This is a genomic window from Cupriavidus sp. H39 (assembly GCF_050271075.1).
In the GTDB taxonomy this organism is placed as follows: Bacteria; Pseudomonadota; Gammaproteobacteria; order Burkholderiales; family Burkholderiaceae; genus Cupriavidus; species Cupriavidus necator_B.
The window spans coordinates 198,563-214,353 of the sequence record NZ_CP189847.1; the positions used below are offsets into that span (position 1 = coordinate 198,563).

13 protein-coding genes and 1 pseudogene are annotated in these 15,791 nt (G+C 62.1%); 4 read left to right on the forward strand and 10 right to left on the reverse strand.

What is annotated here, in order from left to right:
- Nucleotides 1-6: 6 nt before the first annotated feature.
- From ACOCMH_RS13230 to ACOCMH_RS13275, 10 genes and pseudogenes are all read right to left on the reverse strand, one after another.
- Nucleotides 7-1,311 (reverse strand): flavin monoamine oxidase family protein, encoded by a 1,305-nt coding sequence (locus ACOCMH_RS13230; protein WP_427308689.1) that lies wholly within the window; start codon nt 1,309-1,311, stop codon nt 7-9.
- A gap of 84 nt (nt 1,312-1,395) precedes the next feature.
- Nucleotides 1,396-2,757, reverse strand: coding sequence for an NAD(P)/FAD-dependent oxidoreductase (locus tag ACOCMH_RS13235; protein WP_427309212.1), 1,362 nt, complete (start codon nt 2,755-2,757; stop codon nt 1,396-1,398).
- Nucleotides 2,758-2,795: 38 nt separating this feature from the next.
- Nucleotides 2,796-4,229 (reverse strand): MFS transporter, encoded by a 1,434-nt coding sequence (locus tag ACOCMH_RS13240; RefSeq protein ID WP_211983432.1) that lies wholly within the window; start codon nt 4,227-4,229, stop codon nt 2,796-2,798.
- A 92-nt stretch (nt 4,230-4,321) separates the two neighbouring features.
- Nucleotides 4,322-4,729, reverse strand: a complete 408-nt coding sequence (locus tag ACOCMH_RS13245) for a RidA family protein (RefSeq protein ID WP_211983429.1) — start codon at nt 4,727-4,729, stop codon at nt 4,322-4,324.
- Nucleotides 4,730-4,754: 25 nt separating this feature from the next.
- A complete protein-coding gene (locus ACOCMH_RS13250; RefSeq protein WP_427308692.1) occupies nt 4,755-5,591 on the reverse strand; it encodes a phytanoyl-CoA dioxygenase family protein in 837 nt (278 codons plus the stop codon).
- 616 nt (nt 5,592-6,207) lie between these two features.
- Nucleotides 6,208-7,368, reverse strand: a pseudogene (locus tag ACOCMH_RS13255) (IS30 family transposase).
- Between the two features lie 215 nt (nt 7,369-7,583).
- Nucleotides 7,584-8,564, reverse strand: coding sequence for a Bug family tripartite tricarboxylate transporter substrate binding protein (locus tag ACOCMH_RS13260; RefSeq protein ID WP_427308694.1), 981 nt, complete (start codon nt 8,562-8,564; stop codon nt 7,584-7,586).
- Nucleotides 8,565-8,602: 38 nt separating this feature from the next.
- A complete protein-coding gene (locus tag ACOCMH_RS13265) occupies nt 8,603-9,550 on the reverse strand; it encodes a 2-hydroxyacid dehydrogenase (protein ID WP_427308696.1) in 948 nt (315 codons plus the stop codon).
- A gap of 5 nt (nt 9,551-9,555) precedes the next feature.
- Complete coding sequence (locus ACOCMH_RS13270) at nt 9,556-10,287, reverse strand: class II aldolase/adducin family protein (RefSeq protein WP_427308698.1); 732 nt, start codon at nt 10,285-10,287, stop codon at nt 9,556-9,558.
- A 21-nt stretch (nt 10,288-10,308) separates the two neighbouring features.
- A complete protein-coding gene (locus ACOCMH_RS13275) occupies nt 10,309-11,541 on the reverse strand; it encodes an FAD-dependent monooxygenase (protein ID WP_427308700.1) in 1,233 nt (410 codons plus the stop codon).
- Nucleotides 11,542-11,647: 106 nt separating this feature from the next.
- On the opposite strand from ACOCMH_RS13275, the gene ACOCMH_RS13280 reads away from it, so the two are divergent.
- The 4 genes from ACOCMH_RS13280 (at nt 11,648) to ACOCMH_RS13295 (ending at nt 15,695) form a co-directional block, all read left to right on the forward strand.
- Entirely contained in the window at nt 11,648-12,580 is a 933-nt protein-coding gene (locus ACOCMH_RS13280) for a LysR family transcriptional regulator (protein ID WP_427308702.1), read from the forward strand.
- Between the two features lie 907 nt (nt 12,581-13,487).
- Nucleotides 13,488-14,051 (forward strand): ABC transporter ATP-binding protein, encoded by a 564-nt coding sequence (locus ACOCMH_RS13285; protein WP_427309214.1) that lies wholly within the window; start codon nt 13,488-13,490, stop codon nt 14,049-14,051.
- Nucleotides 14,044-15,360: a GMC family oxidoreductase gene (locus ACOCMH_RS13290; protein ID WP_427308703.1), complete on the forward strand. Its 1,317-nt coding sequence runs from the start codon at nt 14,044-14,046 to the stop codon at nt 15,358-15,360. The genes ACOCMH_RS13285 and ACOCMH_RS13290 overlap by 8 nt, the downstream gene beginning before the upstream one ends.
- On the forward strand, nt 15,357-15,695 hold the full coding sequence (locus ACOCMH_RS13295) for a GMC oxidoreductase (RefSeq protein ID WP_427308705.1): 339 nt from the start codon (nt 15,357-15,359) through the stop codon (nt 15,693-15,695). Before ACOCMH_RS13290 ends, ACOCMH_RS13295 begins: the two co-directional genes overlap by 4 nt.
- Nucleotides 15,696-15,791 lie beyond the last annotated feature (96 nt).

Sequence of the window (15,791 nt, forward strand, 5' to 3'; positions counted from 1 at the left end):
CACGGATCACAACCGGTGCTCGCCACGCAGGGCGCGAGCGACGTCAATAGCGGCTTTGGCGCCGGTCTCGATGGCGCCGTCGATGCCGCCGACCCCGATGGGCGCTATGTCCGCGCCCGCGAAATGGATGCGGCCGTGGCTCTGCCGCATCAGGGGCGCGGCCTGCGTCAGATTGCCGGGGCGGTGATGCATCCATCCGCCTTTGGAGAACGGGTCGTTCGACCAGTCCTGGCAGACGGTGTCCAACACTTCGATGTCCGGAATGAAGTCCCGCAGCGCCTGCTGTACTGCCTCGCGGTCATTGCCGTCCAGCGCCGAGCTGTCGGAACAGAAGCACACCACCAGCGTATCGCCATGGTCGCGCCGCTCGGCATGGGCGGTGTTGATGGGATGCTTGCCCGCCGGTGCATAGATCACGAAGGGCTCGATCTCGCCCCTGACCCGTACCCAGATCTTGGTGGGCATGATCGGGTTTCTTTGCTCGATCATGGCGCGCACGGGGCGCGGCAGCGCAGGCGTGACGGAAAACTCGCTCAGCATGTTCAGCGGCAATGCCACCACGGCGCGCCGGGAACGGATACGCTGTCCATCGCGAGTGGTCACAATGACCTCGTGCCCGTTGTCATCGACAGCGGCCACTGGCGTCGAGAGGCGCAGTTCGGCTTTCGATTCGGCGCTCATGGCGCCAATCAGGCGACCGGTGCCGCCCTCGATCGGCCAGTGCCCGGCGATTTCCTTGAACGCGCTCCAGTTGCCGAAGCAGATCGCGCACCAGAACAGCAGCTGCGCAAGCCCTTGCTCGCGTTCGGAGCAAACCAGGATGGACATCGCGTTGACCAGCACGTCGCGGTCGTGCGCCGAGAGTTCAAGCGCGTCAAGCCGGTCGGCGATGGTTTGCCTGTCGATCGTGCCGACGTCGGCGGCTGCCAGGTCATCCACCTGGGGAAAGTGCATCCGCGCATCGGCAAAGAAGCGGGCGACCAGCGGCGTGGCCAGTTGGTTGAGCTGTTCCCATGTCCCGGCGTGTACCACGCCGTCGGCGTACCAATAGGCCCTGGTCACCGGCATTGGTGTCGCCAGGCCGATGCCATAGCGCTTGAGTTCCCGCCACGCATGCGCCTGCGTCCAGTGCACGTAGGTGCCGCCCAGATCGAGGTCCAGGCCAAGCGCCTTGCCCCACCAGGTGCGCCCGCCAATCCGGTCACGCGCTTCGAGCAGCAGCACCGAATGGCCTGCCATGCTGAGGTCCCGCGCAGCGGTCACGCCTGCGAAGCCAGCGCCGATCACGGCCACATCGTACAGATCTGTCATGGGAATTTCCGTATTGAGTTTCAGGTGATGCGTGGGCGGGAAAGGATGGCTCCCGGCAATTGCGAGGCCGCCTCTCACGCTGCCTCATGCGCGGCGCGCCTTGCGGTTCGAACGTTCATCGAGACCGCTTGCGACCTTCAGGGCGCCGTTGAGGGCGAGCCAGCGCAGGGGTTCCGGCAGCGTCGCGGGCGGCGCGTGTTGCATCAGCATGGCAAGCAGCGGGTTGCCGATACCCTGGATGTCTTGCGCCAGCATGTGTCCGACCATGCCCTGTGTGCCGACGCCGTGGCCGGAACATCCCGCCGCGTAGTAAATGTTCCTGTCTGCTCCTGTGCGGCCGATCACCGGCAGGCCATCGTCGGCATAGCTGATGTAGCCGCTCCAGCAGCGCCGGATGGCGATGCCCCTCAAGGGCGGGAAGCGGTCATGCAGTGCCATCCGCAGGGCTCGATACTGGTCGTGCTCGGGCACTTCGGGCGTCCGCGAGCCGAACGGGTAGCGCAGGCGCTTGGTGGTCAAGACCAGCGTGTTGCGCGCCGTCAGGCGATGGCTCTCCATGACCCAGTGCATGGTTGTGATGCCTTCGCGGCGGTGCCATCCAAGCGCCGCCAGCTGTACAGGGGAAAGCGGTTCGGTCTCCATGGCCGAAAGCCGCAACGGCACCACCTTGTCCGCAAGCGGGCCGAGCTGGGGCGTATAGGCGTTGGTGGCCAGGATCATCACCGGCGCACTGACGCTGCCGCGAGGTGTCTGCACCCTGACGGTTGGTCCTTCGGTGAAGGACAGCAACGGCGTGTTTTCGTGGATCGTCACGCCTGCCCGCAGGGCCGCGCGCCGCAGTCCCAGGACGTACTTGCCGGGATCGAGCGTGCCGCCGGTCGGCACGTAACTGCCAAACAGGAACGCTGGCGGGATGCCGCGTGCGCGCATCTCGGCCTGGTCCAGGTATTCCGATGGGCATCCGAGTTCGGCGCCGATCCGCATATCCTCGCGCGCCCTGGCTTCCTGCGACGGCTCGATGCCGGCACGGATCAATCCCGACCGGTGGTAGTCGCAGTCGATCCCATGCTCCGCGAACTTGCCTTCGGCGAAGCGGACCCCGTCTTCGTAGAAGCGTACGATCTGCTTCGCCTTTTCGTGGCCCGCGCGCTTGAGGAAGCGGTCGTACTTTAGTCCCTGCCCGCCGGCGAGATAGCCCGCGTTGCGGCTGCTCGCTCCATGGCCACAGAACTCGCGTTCGAGCACGACCACCTTCACGCACTGCCGGGCGAGCTCCAGCGCCGCGCATAGCCCGGCGAAGCCGGCGCCGACGATGACCACATCGGCGTTGGTGTGGCCCTCGAGCGATGGCTGCAGGTCAGCCGGCCTTTCGATCCAGCCGCCCAGCGTTCGATATGTCTTGAAGTCTTCGGTCACGTTGCCGCCTTCCTTTGTCTGGTGAGCCATGCGGGCGGGAACAATCCGCGCTTGTCGCAAATGCCGTGTCAGGCGGCCATGGACGTGTCCGGGCATGGACGCGCTCCGTTGGCAGCGCCCGGCTCGTCGCCGGCAACGGCTTCCAGCGAGCGGTTGGTCGTGCGCGGGCCGAACAGCGCGACGGGGATGGAGAAGACGATGTAGCAGGCTGCCGCTGCCAGCATGACGCCAGCCATGCCGCTTGCGGAGAACAGCGCGGCGCCCAGGACGCCGGCGGCCGCTCCGCCGAACCGGCCGCCAGACATCACGATCCCGCTGCCGAGGGCACGGAGCTGCGTCGGTATCGTCTCCGGGATGTAGGTGTAGTAGGCGTTGACGACGAGCCCCGTGATGATGGCGGCGAGTCCGCCTGCCCCGGTCACTGCCCAACTGGTGGCCGAGATGCCGAGCACCGCCAACGGCAGTGCGCTTAGCACGGACACGACAAGGATGGTGGACTTGCGTTCATACCGGTCGAGAAACAGCATGGCGACTAGCGGCGTGGCGCCATAGATCACGTTCCACAGGAACTGGATGTAATACGCATGCTCCTCGGAGTATTTGAGGCTGTATACGAGCGAGTAGACGCCCCATTGGCCGAACAAGTAATAGGCCAGGCTGGCACCAAAGTAGCCGAGCGTGAGCACGGCGATGGTTCGCAGCAAGGCCTTGTCGTTGAAGAGGTCGCGTAGCGTAGGCGCTGCGGCGGTCGGCTGAACGGTGGCAATTGCGGGTTCGTCGAGCGGACCGTGGCGCAGCGCGCGCGCTTCCAACTCGCTGACGATGCCTTCGGCGCGATCGAATCGACCGCGCGAGACACACCAGCGCACCGATTCCGGCAGGATGAAGCGTGCCAGGGGCGCAATCAACAGGCCGACGCTGCCGCCCAGGAACAGGTTGCGCCAGGCCTCACTACTGCTGTGGGGGAGATAGAACATTGCCAGCGCGGCAGCACCGATGCCGGAGACCACGAACCCGATCGTCACGATGGAGACGAAGCGGCCACGTGCCGTGCCGGGAAACATCTCGGCGATATAGACCAGCAGCACCGAGGTGGCGGCCTGCACGCCGATACCTGTGATGACGCGGGAGGCCAGTATGGTCTCGTAGGTAGGTGCGAATGCCGTCGCCAACGCTCCCAGCGAGTACAGCACAGTGGTCCATACGAGCACCGAACGTCGTCCCCATTGGTCAGACAGTCTTCCTCCCACCAGCGCTCCGATGATCATCCCGATGAAGAACGCGCTGCTGATGGCGCCGATCTGCTCGGTGCTCAGGTTGGTGTGGGCCTTGATCGTGGGACTGGCATAGGCAAAGATGGCGTTGTCGTAATACTCCAGCATCAGGTTGGCCGCGAGCAGCGCGGCCCAGACGTAGTGGGAAGCCATTACCGGCAGGCGGTCAAGCCGCGCAAGAATGCTGGCTGGCTTGTCCGTTCTGACGACCGCATTCGGACGGTTCATGTTTGTGTCTCCATCAGCTTTGTCGCTGTTCTTTTTTCTAAGGGATGTCGTGCCGCGACCCTGGTGTGCAAACGGGCCGCGGCTTCTGGCTGTCAGCCGGCGCCGCAACCGGCGACTGCAATCGCGCGTATCTCGACCAGGAACTCGGGACGTGCCAGCTGGCTTACGCCCACGCCTGTCCACGAGGGATAGCGGTCGGGGAAGTACTCATCCTTGACTTTCACGAACGCCTGTATCTCGCCGCGCAGGTCGGTGTGGAACGTCATGATTTCCACGACGTCGGCAAGGCTGGCTCCTGCGGCTTCGAGCACCGCCTTCAGGTTTTCGAACGCCAGCCGGGCCTGCGCTTCCATTCCCTGGCCCACCGAGGCCGTCGCCAGATCGAAGCCCACCTGGCCGGACACCCAGATCATGTCGCCGACACGGGTTGCCGAAGAGAAGTGAAGCTGGTCGTAGTGCCTAGCCTGCATGAGGCCGGGATTGATCATTTGTCGTTTCATGGCGGCTGCTCCATGCAAGGCGATATCAGGCGAGTTGGCGGAAGACAGGCGAGCGGAACGGTTCGCCTTCATTGAGCCTGGCCATTTCTTCCCGGAAGAGCGGCCCGTTGCGGGCATAGCGCGGGTTCGACATTGGCAGGGCGCGGAACGTGGCGTCGTCACCGAAGAAGCGCAGCACCAGCGTGTGCCGGATCGGGCAGGCGGCATCGACGGCAGCTCCTCCGTGAAGCGAACGTGGATGCAGGAACACGACATCGCCAGGGGTCACCTCCCAAGAGAGCACGTCCCAGGAATTGGGGTCTTCGGCGAGCTCCTTGTCGATATGCGGCAGGCGGGGCAGGGTGCCGTCGCCGTACAGCGGATCGGTCGGGTCATCGGCATTCGCGAAACTGGCCCCGTCGTACTGGATGCCGAGGTGCGAGCCGCGAATGATCTCCAGCGAATTCTTCTTTGGAATGGCCTGGAAGGTAATCCACGCGTTGCCCCAATGCTTGCCGGCCCACGGCAGGTTCGCGGTGTCCTGATGCCACGGCCCGCGGCCGCTGTTGCCGCCTTCCTTGGCGAACACCTCCTCGGCGAAATACCAGACATGCTCAGAGCCCCATAACTCCTGGAACACCTTTCCGAACGGCAGCGTCGTGACCAGGTCGTCAAGCTTCTGCTTAACCACCGGATTGGCGTTGTCGATGTGGGTCTGCAGGCTGGTGCCGTCCAGCGAGCGGAAGTGATATGGGCCCGGGTTGGCGACGTTCCACTTGAAAGCCTCGTAGCACCGGGCCAGCTGCACAGGGTCGAGGCAGTTCTTTACAAGTACGGCGCCGTCCTCGCGAAACGCCTCTCGTTGGGATTGGGTGGTGAGCATGATAAGTCTCCTTCATTCCTCGGTGATGGACGCTGGCCGGCGCGATGCATGAACAATAACTCGCAATCGGATTTAAGACAACATGCGTTGTGTTAAAGTGCGAGCCTCGGGATTCTTGGAGAATCGTCGAGTTTGCCGTCCGTGTAATCGTGACGAGAGTTCGGCCGTGCTTGGTTCTCCGCGGACAAGAAGGCGTTGTCCAGGTATATGGCTTCAACTCGGGAAAGACGGACGTGCGGATACCGCGGCGTGCGCCGTGGCAACATGCCGCCTCGATGCGTGGCGGGCTGGTCGCAGATCGGGTAGTTGAATGTCCCACCGGGCCGTGGGCACCGGGGTCGTGGAAGGTGCTGTGCGACGCCGGCCCATGGCCGCCGTCATGAAAAGCGTGGGGAGTGCAAAGTGTTGGGACTGGCGCAACGCCCGTTGACTAAGGCTCAGTTAAGGCCATCGGAAAGGTAGGGGTGTCCCGAAACGCTACCTCGGCAAATGGCTGCAAGTGGATTTAGAACGGTCCTTCGCTTCGTCGAGGTCAAAGGCCGTTTTTGGCCGAAGGCGGCCGATCATCGCTCGCCAGGCCGGCAGCGACTGCGGATTACCGCATCCGACTGCGGATTCAACCGGTCAACGCAACGGATTGATGGAATCGTTCTGCCGGCGTATCGAAACCTAGTGTCTTTCGAGGGCGTTCATTGAGTTGCCGCGCTACGGCATTGAGCTTGGCTTGCGAGTAGACAGAGAGATCGATACCTTTGGGGAAGTACTGTCTCAGAAGGCCGTTGGTGTTCTCGTTCGAGCCGCGTTGCCACGGATGCTGAGGATCGCAGAAGTACACCTTGATGTCCGTGGCCACTGTGAAACGCTTGTGTTCCGCCATCTCGGATCCCCTATCCCAGGTCAGCGATTTGTAGAGTTCCTGCGGCAATTTGCACGCATGCTTGATGAGCGCATTGACAACTGTCTCACTGTCTTTGCTGGCAATCTTCACCAGCATAAGGTAGCGCGTCTGGCGCTCGACAAGCGTCACGATCTGGCTGCCCTCGCTACCACACAGCAGGTCACCTTCCCAATGACCCGGTATTGCACGGTCCTCGGCTGTGGCAGGTCGTTCACTGATCGACACCGTGTCACAAATCCTGCCGTGGTCGTCCGTCTTTTGTGTGTGATGGCGCGAACGACGCATGGCTCGTGAGCGCCGAAGGTGCTCCAGCAACTCCTTTTTGAGCGCGCCGCGGGCCTGTATGTAAAGGCTACGCTAGATCGTCTCGTGTGACACCTTGTAGTCCTTGTTGACCGCGTACGCATGCTTGAGCCACCCGGCAATCTGCTCGGGAGACCACAGCATCTGCAGCTTGTCCGACACAACGCGTGCCAGCGCGCGGTTCCTGACGAGCTTACATACTTTTGGCCGACGGGCCCGCTCCCAGGCAAGCTGGTCGGCCTGGCTCGCCCGATAGCCCTGACCGCCACCATTGCGCGTGAGCTCCCGACTAATGGTAGAGGGCGCGCGTCCGAGGCGGGTTGCTATGGAACGGATTGAAAGGCCAGCAACGATTGAGCGAGATATCTCCTCGCGCTCAGACAGCGTCAACGCCAGCCTGGAACGATGTCGTTGTGCGGGCTGGATACCGCCGGTTTCCGCCAGAATCCGTTGTACGGATGAGTGGTTACGATCGAAAAGTTGCGCAATATGCTGAAGCGATTCGCCCTTCCTCCAACGCTCCCACATCAGCGCCTTCTGGATTTCCGTGTAGTAGATACGCCGCCTTTGCTTCATTTGCAACACCTCCACTGCTCACGCAGTCTCCAGTGTGTTGCATCGACCGGTTGAATCCGCAACCCGAAGCGGTCATTCGTGTTTCCCGAAAGCGGATCGCTGGCGGGCGGGAGTGCTTGCGGCTGAGAGGGAGCGCTCGGGGCGCGGCCTCGCCCGCGAACTCGTTGACGAAGCCGCTTTGATACTTGATGTTGGTCGCCTTGCAAAGGCAGCGATCAATTCACCGTGATGTGACGGTCCTTGATGATCTGCCCCCAGCGCACGCTCTCCTCGTTGATCATGCGTGCAAGTTCTGCCGGGCTCGTGGAGAGTGGCTCGAATCCCCGTTCCTCCAGCTTGCGTGTGAAGTCCTGGCTCTTCACCACCTTTTCGATTTCAGTGCGCAGCCGCTCGATGATGGCCGGGGGCGTCCCTTTCGGGGCGACGAATGCAGCCCAACTCTCCAGGGTGAGCTTGGGGAAGCCTTGCTCCGCAACCGTGGGCACTTTGGGAAGCGCCGCCATGCGATTCTTGCCTGTGACAGCCAGTGCGCGGAGCTTTCCCGCCTGGATATGCGGAACGATCGTCGCGGGTGCCTCGAAGTAGAGATCGACTTGGCCGGCGAGCAGGTCGTTGAGCGCTGGCGCGCCGCCCTTGTAGGGCACGGTGGTAATCGTGATGCCTGCTTCCTGGCTGAAGGTTTCACCGGCAAGATGCGGCGTCGTGCCGACGCCCGGCGAGGCGAAGCTCAGCTTGCCAGGCTTGCTCTTGGCTGCTGCTATCACATCTCCCAGCGACTTGTAGGGAGAGTTGCTGTTTACGACCAGCACCAGCGGAAACTGGCTCACGGTGGCAATCGCCGCGAATGATGCAGGCGTGATGCCGGAGCCCGGTTGCAGGTGGGGCGCAATGGTCAACGTGCTGGCATTCGGCAGAAAGAGGGTGTAGCCGTCCGCGGGCGATCGTGCCGCCTTGGAGGCCGCGATCATGCCTCCGGCACCTCCGAGATTTTCGACGACCACCGGTTGGCCAAGGGCAGACGTGAGGCGCTCCGCGGCGATGCGGGCGACGACATCGGACTGGCCCCCGGCCGCGAACGGCAGGACCAGCTTGATTGGCTTGGAGGGGTAAGCATCCGCGGCCATGCCCGCTGTGGGTACGATGGTGGCTGCGACGGTGAGTGCGGCGCAGGCAAGCAGCTTATCGATGATTTTCACTTCTTTGTCTCCTGAATTGGGTGTGGGATGAGCGCCGGCTAGTAACCGACGCTTCTGTCGACCTGGTTGAGCAAAGGCTGGCCCTGCGCGAGGCGCTGCAGGTTCTCCAGGAACTGCTCCACGACGGGGCCGACCGTCGGCTGCGCGGCGACGTGGGGCGTGACCAGGATCCGCTCGTGGTGCCAGAAGGGGCTGTTGGCGGGCAGCGGCTCCGACGCGAACACGTCGAGCGCCGCGCCGGCGAGATGTCCCTCGTCGACGAGGGCTAGCAGGTCGTCCTCCACGACGATGCCGCCGCGCGCCACATTCACCACGAAGCTGTCCTTGGGCAACTTGCGCAGGCTGGCGTGGTCCAAAGTGCCCTTCGTCTCCGCTGTGAAAGGCAGCAGGCAGACGAGGTAGTTCGATTGCGCGAGGAAGTCGTCCTTCTGGCTCTCGCCGACGAAGACGGGAACGCGCGCTTCTCGCGCCGACGTGCGCGTCCACGCGATGACCCTGAATCCGAGCGCCAAGAGTGCGTCGGCGACGACGGAGCCGATGGAACCGAGCCCCATGATGCCCACGGTGAGCTGGCTGGCGTCGGGGACGGGCAACCGCTTCCATTCACCCGCCGCGTGCTGTCGCTCCATCGCTGGCAGCGAGCGGAAGTGCCGCAGGATCTGCAGGCTCACGAACTGCGCCATGCTGAACCCGAGGCCCGGTTCGACGGCGCGCGTGACCTTCACATGGGGCGGCAGGTCTGGGGCCGAGAGGATGCCGTCCGCACCGGCGCCCACCGAGGCTGCCAGGCGCAGGTTGGGAAGGCGCGGTGCGATGCCGGCAGGCAGCTTGAAGGCGAACAGCGCGGTGACGTCTGGATCAGAGGCGCCTTCGATGTCGGTGATCACGTGCAGACCGGGGGCGCGGGAGCGGAGTGCTTCGTAGCGGCTCGTGACGAAGTCCGACGTCAGCAGCATCAGGACTTTGGGGAACGAAGGGGATTGCATGCTCTTCAAACGGTTCGCTCGTACGAGAAGTTCGGGTTGTGCCTGCGCGCCTGTCGCACCAGCAGCTGCCACCGCAGATCGACGACGTCGGGGCGCTGCAGGAAGGACTTGGTCTGCCGCGCTTCGGCGGTCGGCAACAACTTGGGCGTGCCTGCGGACATGGCTTGCAGTTGCACCCGCGCGGCGAATTCGAGGACGGTCGCGGCGATCGTGGCGTCGGCAATCGAGTTGCCCACGACCACGGACCCGTGGTTGCGCAGCAGGATCGCACGGTTCGGGCCCAGCCTGGATGCGATGCTGGCGCCCTCCTTCTTGTCGAGAACGATGCCCTCGAACTCGTCGAACAGCACGATGTCCTCGTAGAACAGCGCGCCGCTCTGCGTCACCGGCTCGAGGTTGCTGCCGATCACGCCCAGGGCCAGGGAAGCTTCCGAATGCGTGTGCAGAATGCAGCACACCTCAGGGCGCGCATTGTAGATCTCGGTGTGGATATTGAGAGTCGGGTTGCATGGCAACGTCCCGGTCACCGTGCGCAGGTCGAAGTCGGACTCGATCAATGCGTCCGCCGTGGCCTCCTCGAATCCGTATCCGTACGGAATGCTCCAGAACGTACGCGCACCGGGCAAGCGCGCTGTGAGGTGTCCGGAGACGCCACTGCCTTGTCCATCCATGGCCAGGATCTGGAAGGCGTGCACCAGGTCGTGCAGGAGGTCGTGCAAGGGTTGGGTCTGTTTCATCTTGAGGTCCTGACTGGGTTCTTAGGTCTGCGTCGCAGTGGGGTGACCCGCGGACACGTCGACCGCGGTGGCGTCGTAGCTGAAAAGCCATTCGTAGCGCTCGCGCACATGCTGCTCGCTCCACTCGGCGTCCACGTAGCGGCTCGCCTCCACTGGGTCCGCCAGCAGCGGGTTGTGGAAGCGCGCCGCGTTCGCCGCCGAGCCCAGCACGATGCGCGAGGTGCGTTCCAGCCGTAGGGCCTCGTACCGGGCCAAGGCCGCTTCCGGGTGCTCGGCGTTCGCCGCCAGGCAGCGTGCGAGCACGATGCCGTCCTCCAGAGCCATCACCGCGCCTTGTGCAAGGAAGGGCAGTGTGGGATGGCAGGCGTCGCCCAGGAGAGTGGAACGGCCGACGGTCCATCGGTCCATGGGCTGCCGGCTAAGAAGCGCCCACTTGTACGGCTGCTGGATCCCCTGGATCAACGCCTGCACGTCGTTGTGCCAGCGCTCGAAGTCCTTCAGGCATTCCTCGATGCTGCCGCGTTCCGTCCAGGACTCGACCTGCCAGTCCGTGCGCTCGACGATACCCACGAAGTTCATGAGTTCGCCATTGCGAAGGGGGTAGTGGATGACGTGCGCACCGGGACCGATCCAGTTGGTACCAACGTTAGCCTGAAGATGGCGCGGAATCTTCTCGCGCGGAATGAGACCGCGCCAGGCGACACAGCCGGTGAACTGCGCGTCGCCCGCTCCGAACAGGGCGCGGCGCACGCGCGAGTGCACGCCATCGGCGCCGATGAGGATGTCACCGCGAATCCGCTCGCCGCCTTCGAGCTCCACCTCGACACCGACGTCGTTCTGTTCGACGCCGACCACCTTCGCGCCCAGCCGGATCGCGTCCGGTTGCAATCGTCTCACGTGACATTCCATCAGACCATGCAGGTCCGGCCGGTAGATCATGTAGTAGGGGAAGCCGTACTTGCGCACCGACTCGGCACCGAGATCGAACAGCTTCCATGTCTGGCCTGTACTCCACAGGCGCACCTGCTTGCCGCCCGCCTCGGTGGCGATGTCCTTCAGCTCCGATGCCAAGCCTAGGTCGGCCAGGCAACGGACGCCGTTGGCGCTGACCTGGAACCCGGCCCCGACTTCGCCGAGTTGCGGCGCCTGCTCCAGGACGGTGACGCGGAAGCCGCGCTGGATCAGTGCCAGAGCGCAGCACAGACCACCAATGCCAGCACCGGCAATGAGGATTCTTGGGGAGGGCGGCGTCATGTTGGATGCTCCTTTTGCGGGATCGCTGCGTTGATGGAGGTCAATTTCATCGCACGCACAAAGATTTTGGAAGTTAAACTATCAAATCAATTCATTAGTAAACGAAATGAACGTCAGCACTCGGCAACTGCAGGCATTTCTGGCCATCGCCCGGCTAGGAAGCTTCACGCGGGCGGCAGAGGAAATCTTCGTGACGCAGGCAGGCCTAAGCCTCATGCTCAAGGACCTCGAGGCGCAGGTCGGCGCAAGGCTGTTCGATCGCACGACGCGGAGCGTGCGACTCACGCCTGCAGGCGAATCACTGCTGCCGACCGTGCGCCGCATGATGGCGGACTGGGAAGCCGCCACATCCAACGTCGGGCGACTTTCCGCGGAAGCGGAGCAACGAATCTCCCTTGCGGCGACGCCGCTGATTGCATCGAGCGTGCTTCCCCTGTGGTTGCAGGCGTTCCATGAGACGCACCCCGCAGTCCGCGTCTCGATCAGCGACCTTGACCGACGCGAGATCCTGTTGGGGATCGAAGCGGGAGAACTTGACGTCGGTCTTGGTGCTTTCTTCCGGCCGGCCACGGGCATCGACCGGCAGTTGCTCGCCCGTTTTGACATGGTGCTGGTCAAGGCCAAGGCGATGGATTCCAGGACACGCGGGCGCGGATTCGAAACGGGACGCAAGGTGAAGTGGTCGGCCCTGGACGAACAGGAGCTCGTCGTGCTCCCGAATGACAACCCCATCCAGAAGCTCGTGGACACGCAGCTTCGCGCCCTCGGAATCACCACGCGACGGACCACCGCACTCCAGAACATCCAGGCCATGATCTCGATGGTGGAGGCGGGCCACGGCGTGGCCGCCCTACCCGGCTTCGTGGTGCCTGCGTGCGCACGCTACGACGTGACGGTGCACACACTCGTAGAGCCAGTGGTGCCGATCGAATTCTTCGCGGTGAGCATGAAAGGACGGCTCAAGACGGCGCTCGTTTCCGGCCTCGTCGAAGCGCTCGGGGCGCACTTTCAAGAGCTCGCCAAGCAGGTGCGCGCGTAATTCGCGCATGATCAATCTCGCGAAGTCCTATATGTGGCGCTAGTCTCACTAATTCCGTTTCCCTGCACATCTTCGTCCAGCACAACCCGCTTGGGCGAGGCAATCGACCCGATCAGCTCCCGCACCAGAGGTCTCTACACGATGATTGTGTGTATTTCTGGCCCTGGCGCTGAAGTACTGAGCGGGAATGGGGAGATGTCGATGCCAATAAAGCGGTGCGTTCTGCCGAATTGCAACCTAATAGGACGAAAGGTAGTGACAGTGGGAAAGAGCTTTGAACTTCTCCGCAATGGGCCCACCTACATTTTGGACATTCAGACGATTTATATAGGATGCCGTAAGCGCTGCGCTCGAACCGATGGCCCGCGGAACACTCGATCGAATCTTAGCGCTCAAGCCTTACCATGACAGCGCATGACACATAAAGTCCCGCAGCTGGCGGCGGCATGAAGCCGATCAAGCGCCGCGGTAGAACGGCGCGATTCGTTTGCAGTATCGCTTTTGACTGTGCTTGCGGGAGCTTCTGTGTCGATGACCGCTCTTGGCCGAAGGCGGCCGATCATCGCTCGCCAGGCCGGCAGCGACCCACGGATTACCGCTTCCGACCCATTTGCGACGCTCAGGCAATCTGATCGAACGGGTGGAATAGGAGTGAAGACGGCCTTCCCGATGAGTATCACGGGAAGACTGCGCGAGAAGCATTCGACGAATGCCGCATTAAAAGTCTGCCAACGTAAGTCAGGCTCCTTTCACCCACTTTTCCATGGCTTGGGACGTCGGACGATCGGAATTCACACGCTTCTTGCGCACATCCACTCAAAGCGAAAACGCTGTGGGATTGATCCCGCGGACCGTGTCGCGCGCCCCAATATGTATTCTATGATGCACTTCATAATACGGAGGGGAAATCCTTTTCGACGGAAAAGCGATTCAAAGTCAGCCGGCCGAGAAGATCGTAAGCCTGGGCGTCGTGCAGTCCCCAGAGGGGCGGCAAGTTTTCGCCCAGATGTCAGTCCTCGAAAACCTGATGATGGGGGCCTACTCCCGCCGACGGAGCTTTTCGAACTCAGAGCTCGACGCGGTCTTTGAACTGTTCCCGCGGTTGTATGAGCGGCGAACGCAGTTGGCAGGACTGATGTCCGGAGGCGAACAGCAGATGCTGGCGATCGGACGTGCGTTGATGACACGCCCGCGATTGCTGCTGCTCGACGAACCGTCGATGGGACTGGCTCCGCTTGTCGTCAAGGCAATCTTCTCGGTCTTGAAGAAGCTGAATCAAACCGGGCTCTCGATTCTGCTGGTGGAACAAAACGCCAAGGCCGCTATGCGCCTATCCGACTACACCTATGTCCTGGTGAACGGACAGCTTTACAGAGAAGGAAGATCGATCGATTTGCTCGAGGATGCCGAGATCAACGAGGCGTTCTTAGGACGACACGTAAACAACAATGAAGGAGCCTGCCTTGTCTGAGCAATCCTATGATTTCGTCGTGGTTGGTGCGGGTAGCGCCGGATCCATCATGGCGAGCCGGCTGAGTGAGGACGGGCGATTCTCAGTGCTAGTGCTCGAGGCTGGAGGGTGGGACCGGAACGTTTGGATTCACGTACCCATTGGCTTTGCAAAGTCGATCATCAACAAGGGAGTGAACTGGTGCTACCAGACTGAGCTCGAGCCCGAACTTCACAATCGTAAAGTGTATTGGCCCAGGGGTAAGGTCATCGGTGGGTCTGGGGCGATCAATGGGCTGATCTACATGCGCGGTCAGCCGGAGGACTTTGATGGCTGGCGGGATAGCGGATGTCCGGGCTGGGGCTGGAAGGATGTGTTGCCGTATTTCCTCAAGGTGGAAGACCACTATCTAGGAGATACTGACCTCCATGCTAAAGGTGGGCCGGTGAGCGTCATCAAACCAAAGGACCGCACGAAGCTCTGCGACAGCTTTATTGCCGCTGGCGTCGGCATTGGCTTGGAGCGCAACGACGACTTTAACGGACCGAAGCAAGATGGAATCGGGTACTACGACCTGACTGTGAAGCGAGGGTTCCGCTCCAGCTCCGCTCGGGGGGCGCTGCATCCAACGAAGCGCCGCCAACCGAATCTAAACGTATGCGTGTATGCCCATGTTGACCGGATTCTGATTGGAAAAGGAAAGGCGGTTGGTGTGGAGTACCACGTCGGGAAGAGCGCTACAACCAGGGTCCTGGCACGACGCGAAGTCGTGTTGTGCGGCGGTGCCGTCAATACACCAAAGCTCTTGATGCTGTCCGGTGTGGGACCGCGCGAGCACCTGAAATCCAAGGGTATTGACGTCAAGGTCGATCGCCAGGAAGTCGGAAGAAATCTCCAAGACCATTTGTCGGCAAGAATTATCTGTCGAGCAAGTGAACCGATTACTGTGAACGACCAAGTCAGGACGTGGCTCGGGAAGATCCTCACAGGGCTTAACTTCCTGTTGCGGAGGCGCGGCCCGCTTTCCTATGCGGCGGCACAAGCGGGAATGTTCTTCAAGTCGCGAACTTCCGTGCCGGTGGTCGACGGTCAGGCATTCCTGCTGCCGTTCAGCGCGGAGGGGATCGGCCAGCCACTCCACGCATTCTCGGGATTCAATCTGTCAGTTTCACAATCGTGGCCTTCGAGCCGAGGCACCATCGAACTGAGAGACGCGGATCCCCGTAGTGCTCCCGTAATTCGACCGAATTACCTAAGCACCGAGGAAGATAGGACGTTTTTCGTTGATGCCATCAAGCGAGCAAGGGAAATACTCAGGCGACGCCAATGAACGAGATTGTGGCGAGCGAGTATTCGCCAGGTCCTGCCGTTAAGTCCGACGCGGAGATCCTGGACTTCGTTCGTCGCACCGCTAGCACGGTCTTCCACCCGTGTGGAACGTGCCGGATGGGAAATGATGAGGACTCTGTTGTCGATCCTGAGCTTCGCGTACGAGGAGTCGATGGCCTTCGTATCGCTGACGCCTCCGTCATGCCCCGCATTACGTCCGGGAACATCAACGCGCCGTGTCTGATGATTGGCGAGAAAGCTGCGGACTTGCTTCTCAAGGAGCACCGGCACGCGCCTGCTCTTCGCGCTCAGACGTTTCCGGTCCAGCCCATTTAGCGCTTATCTAATCAAGCGTGATTACCCGAATACCCACATCCTGGATGTGGGGAAGGGGGCGTTCGTCCTAATTTTCTTGCTGTCGCGATTTACCCC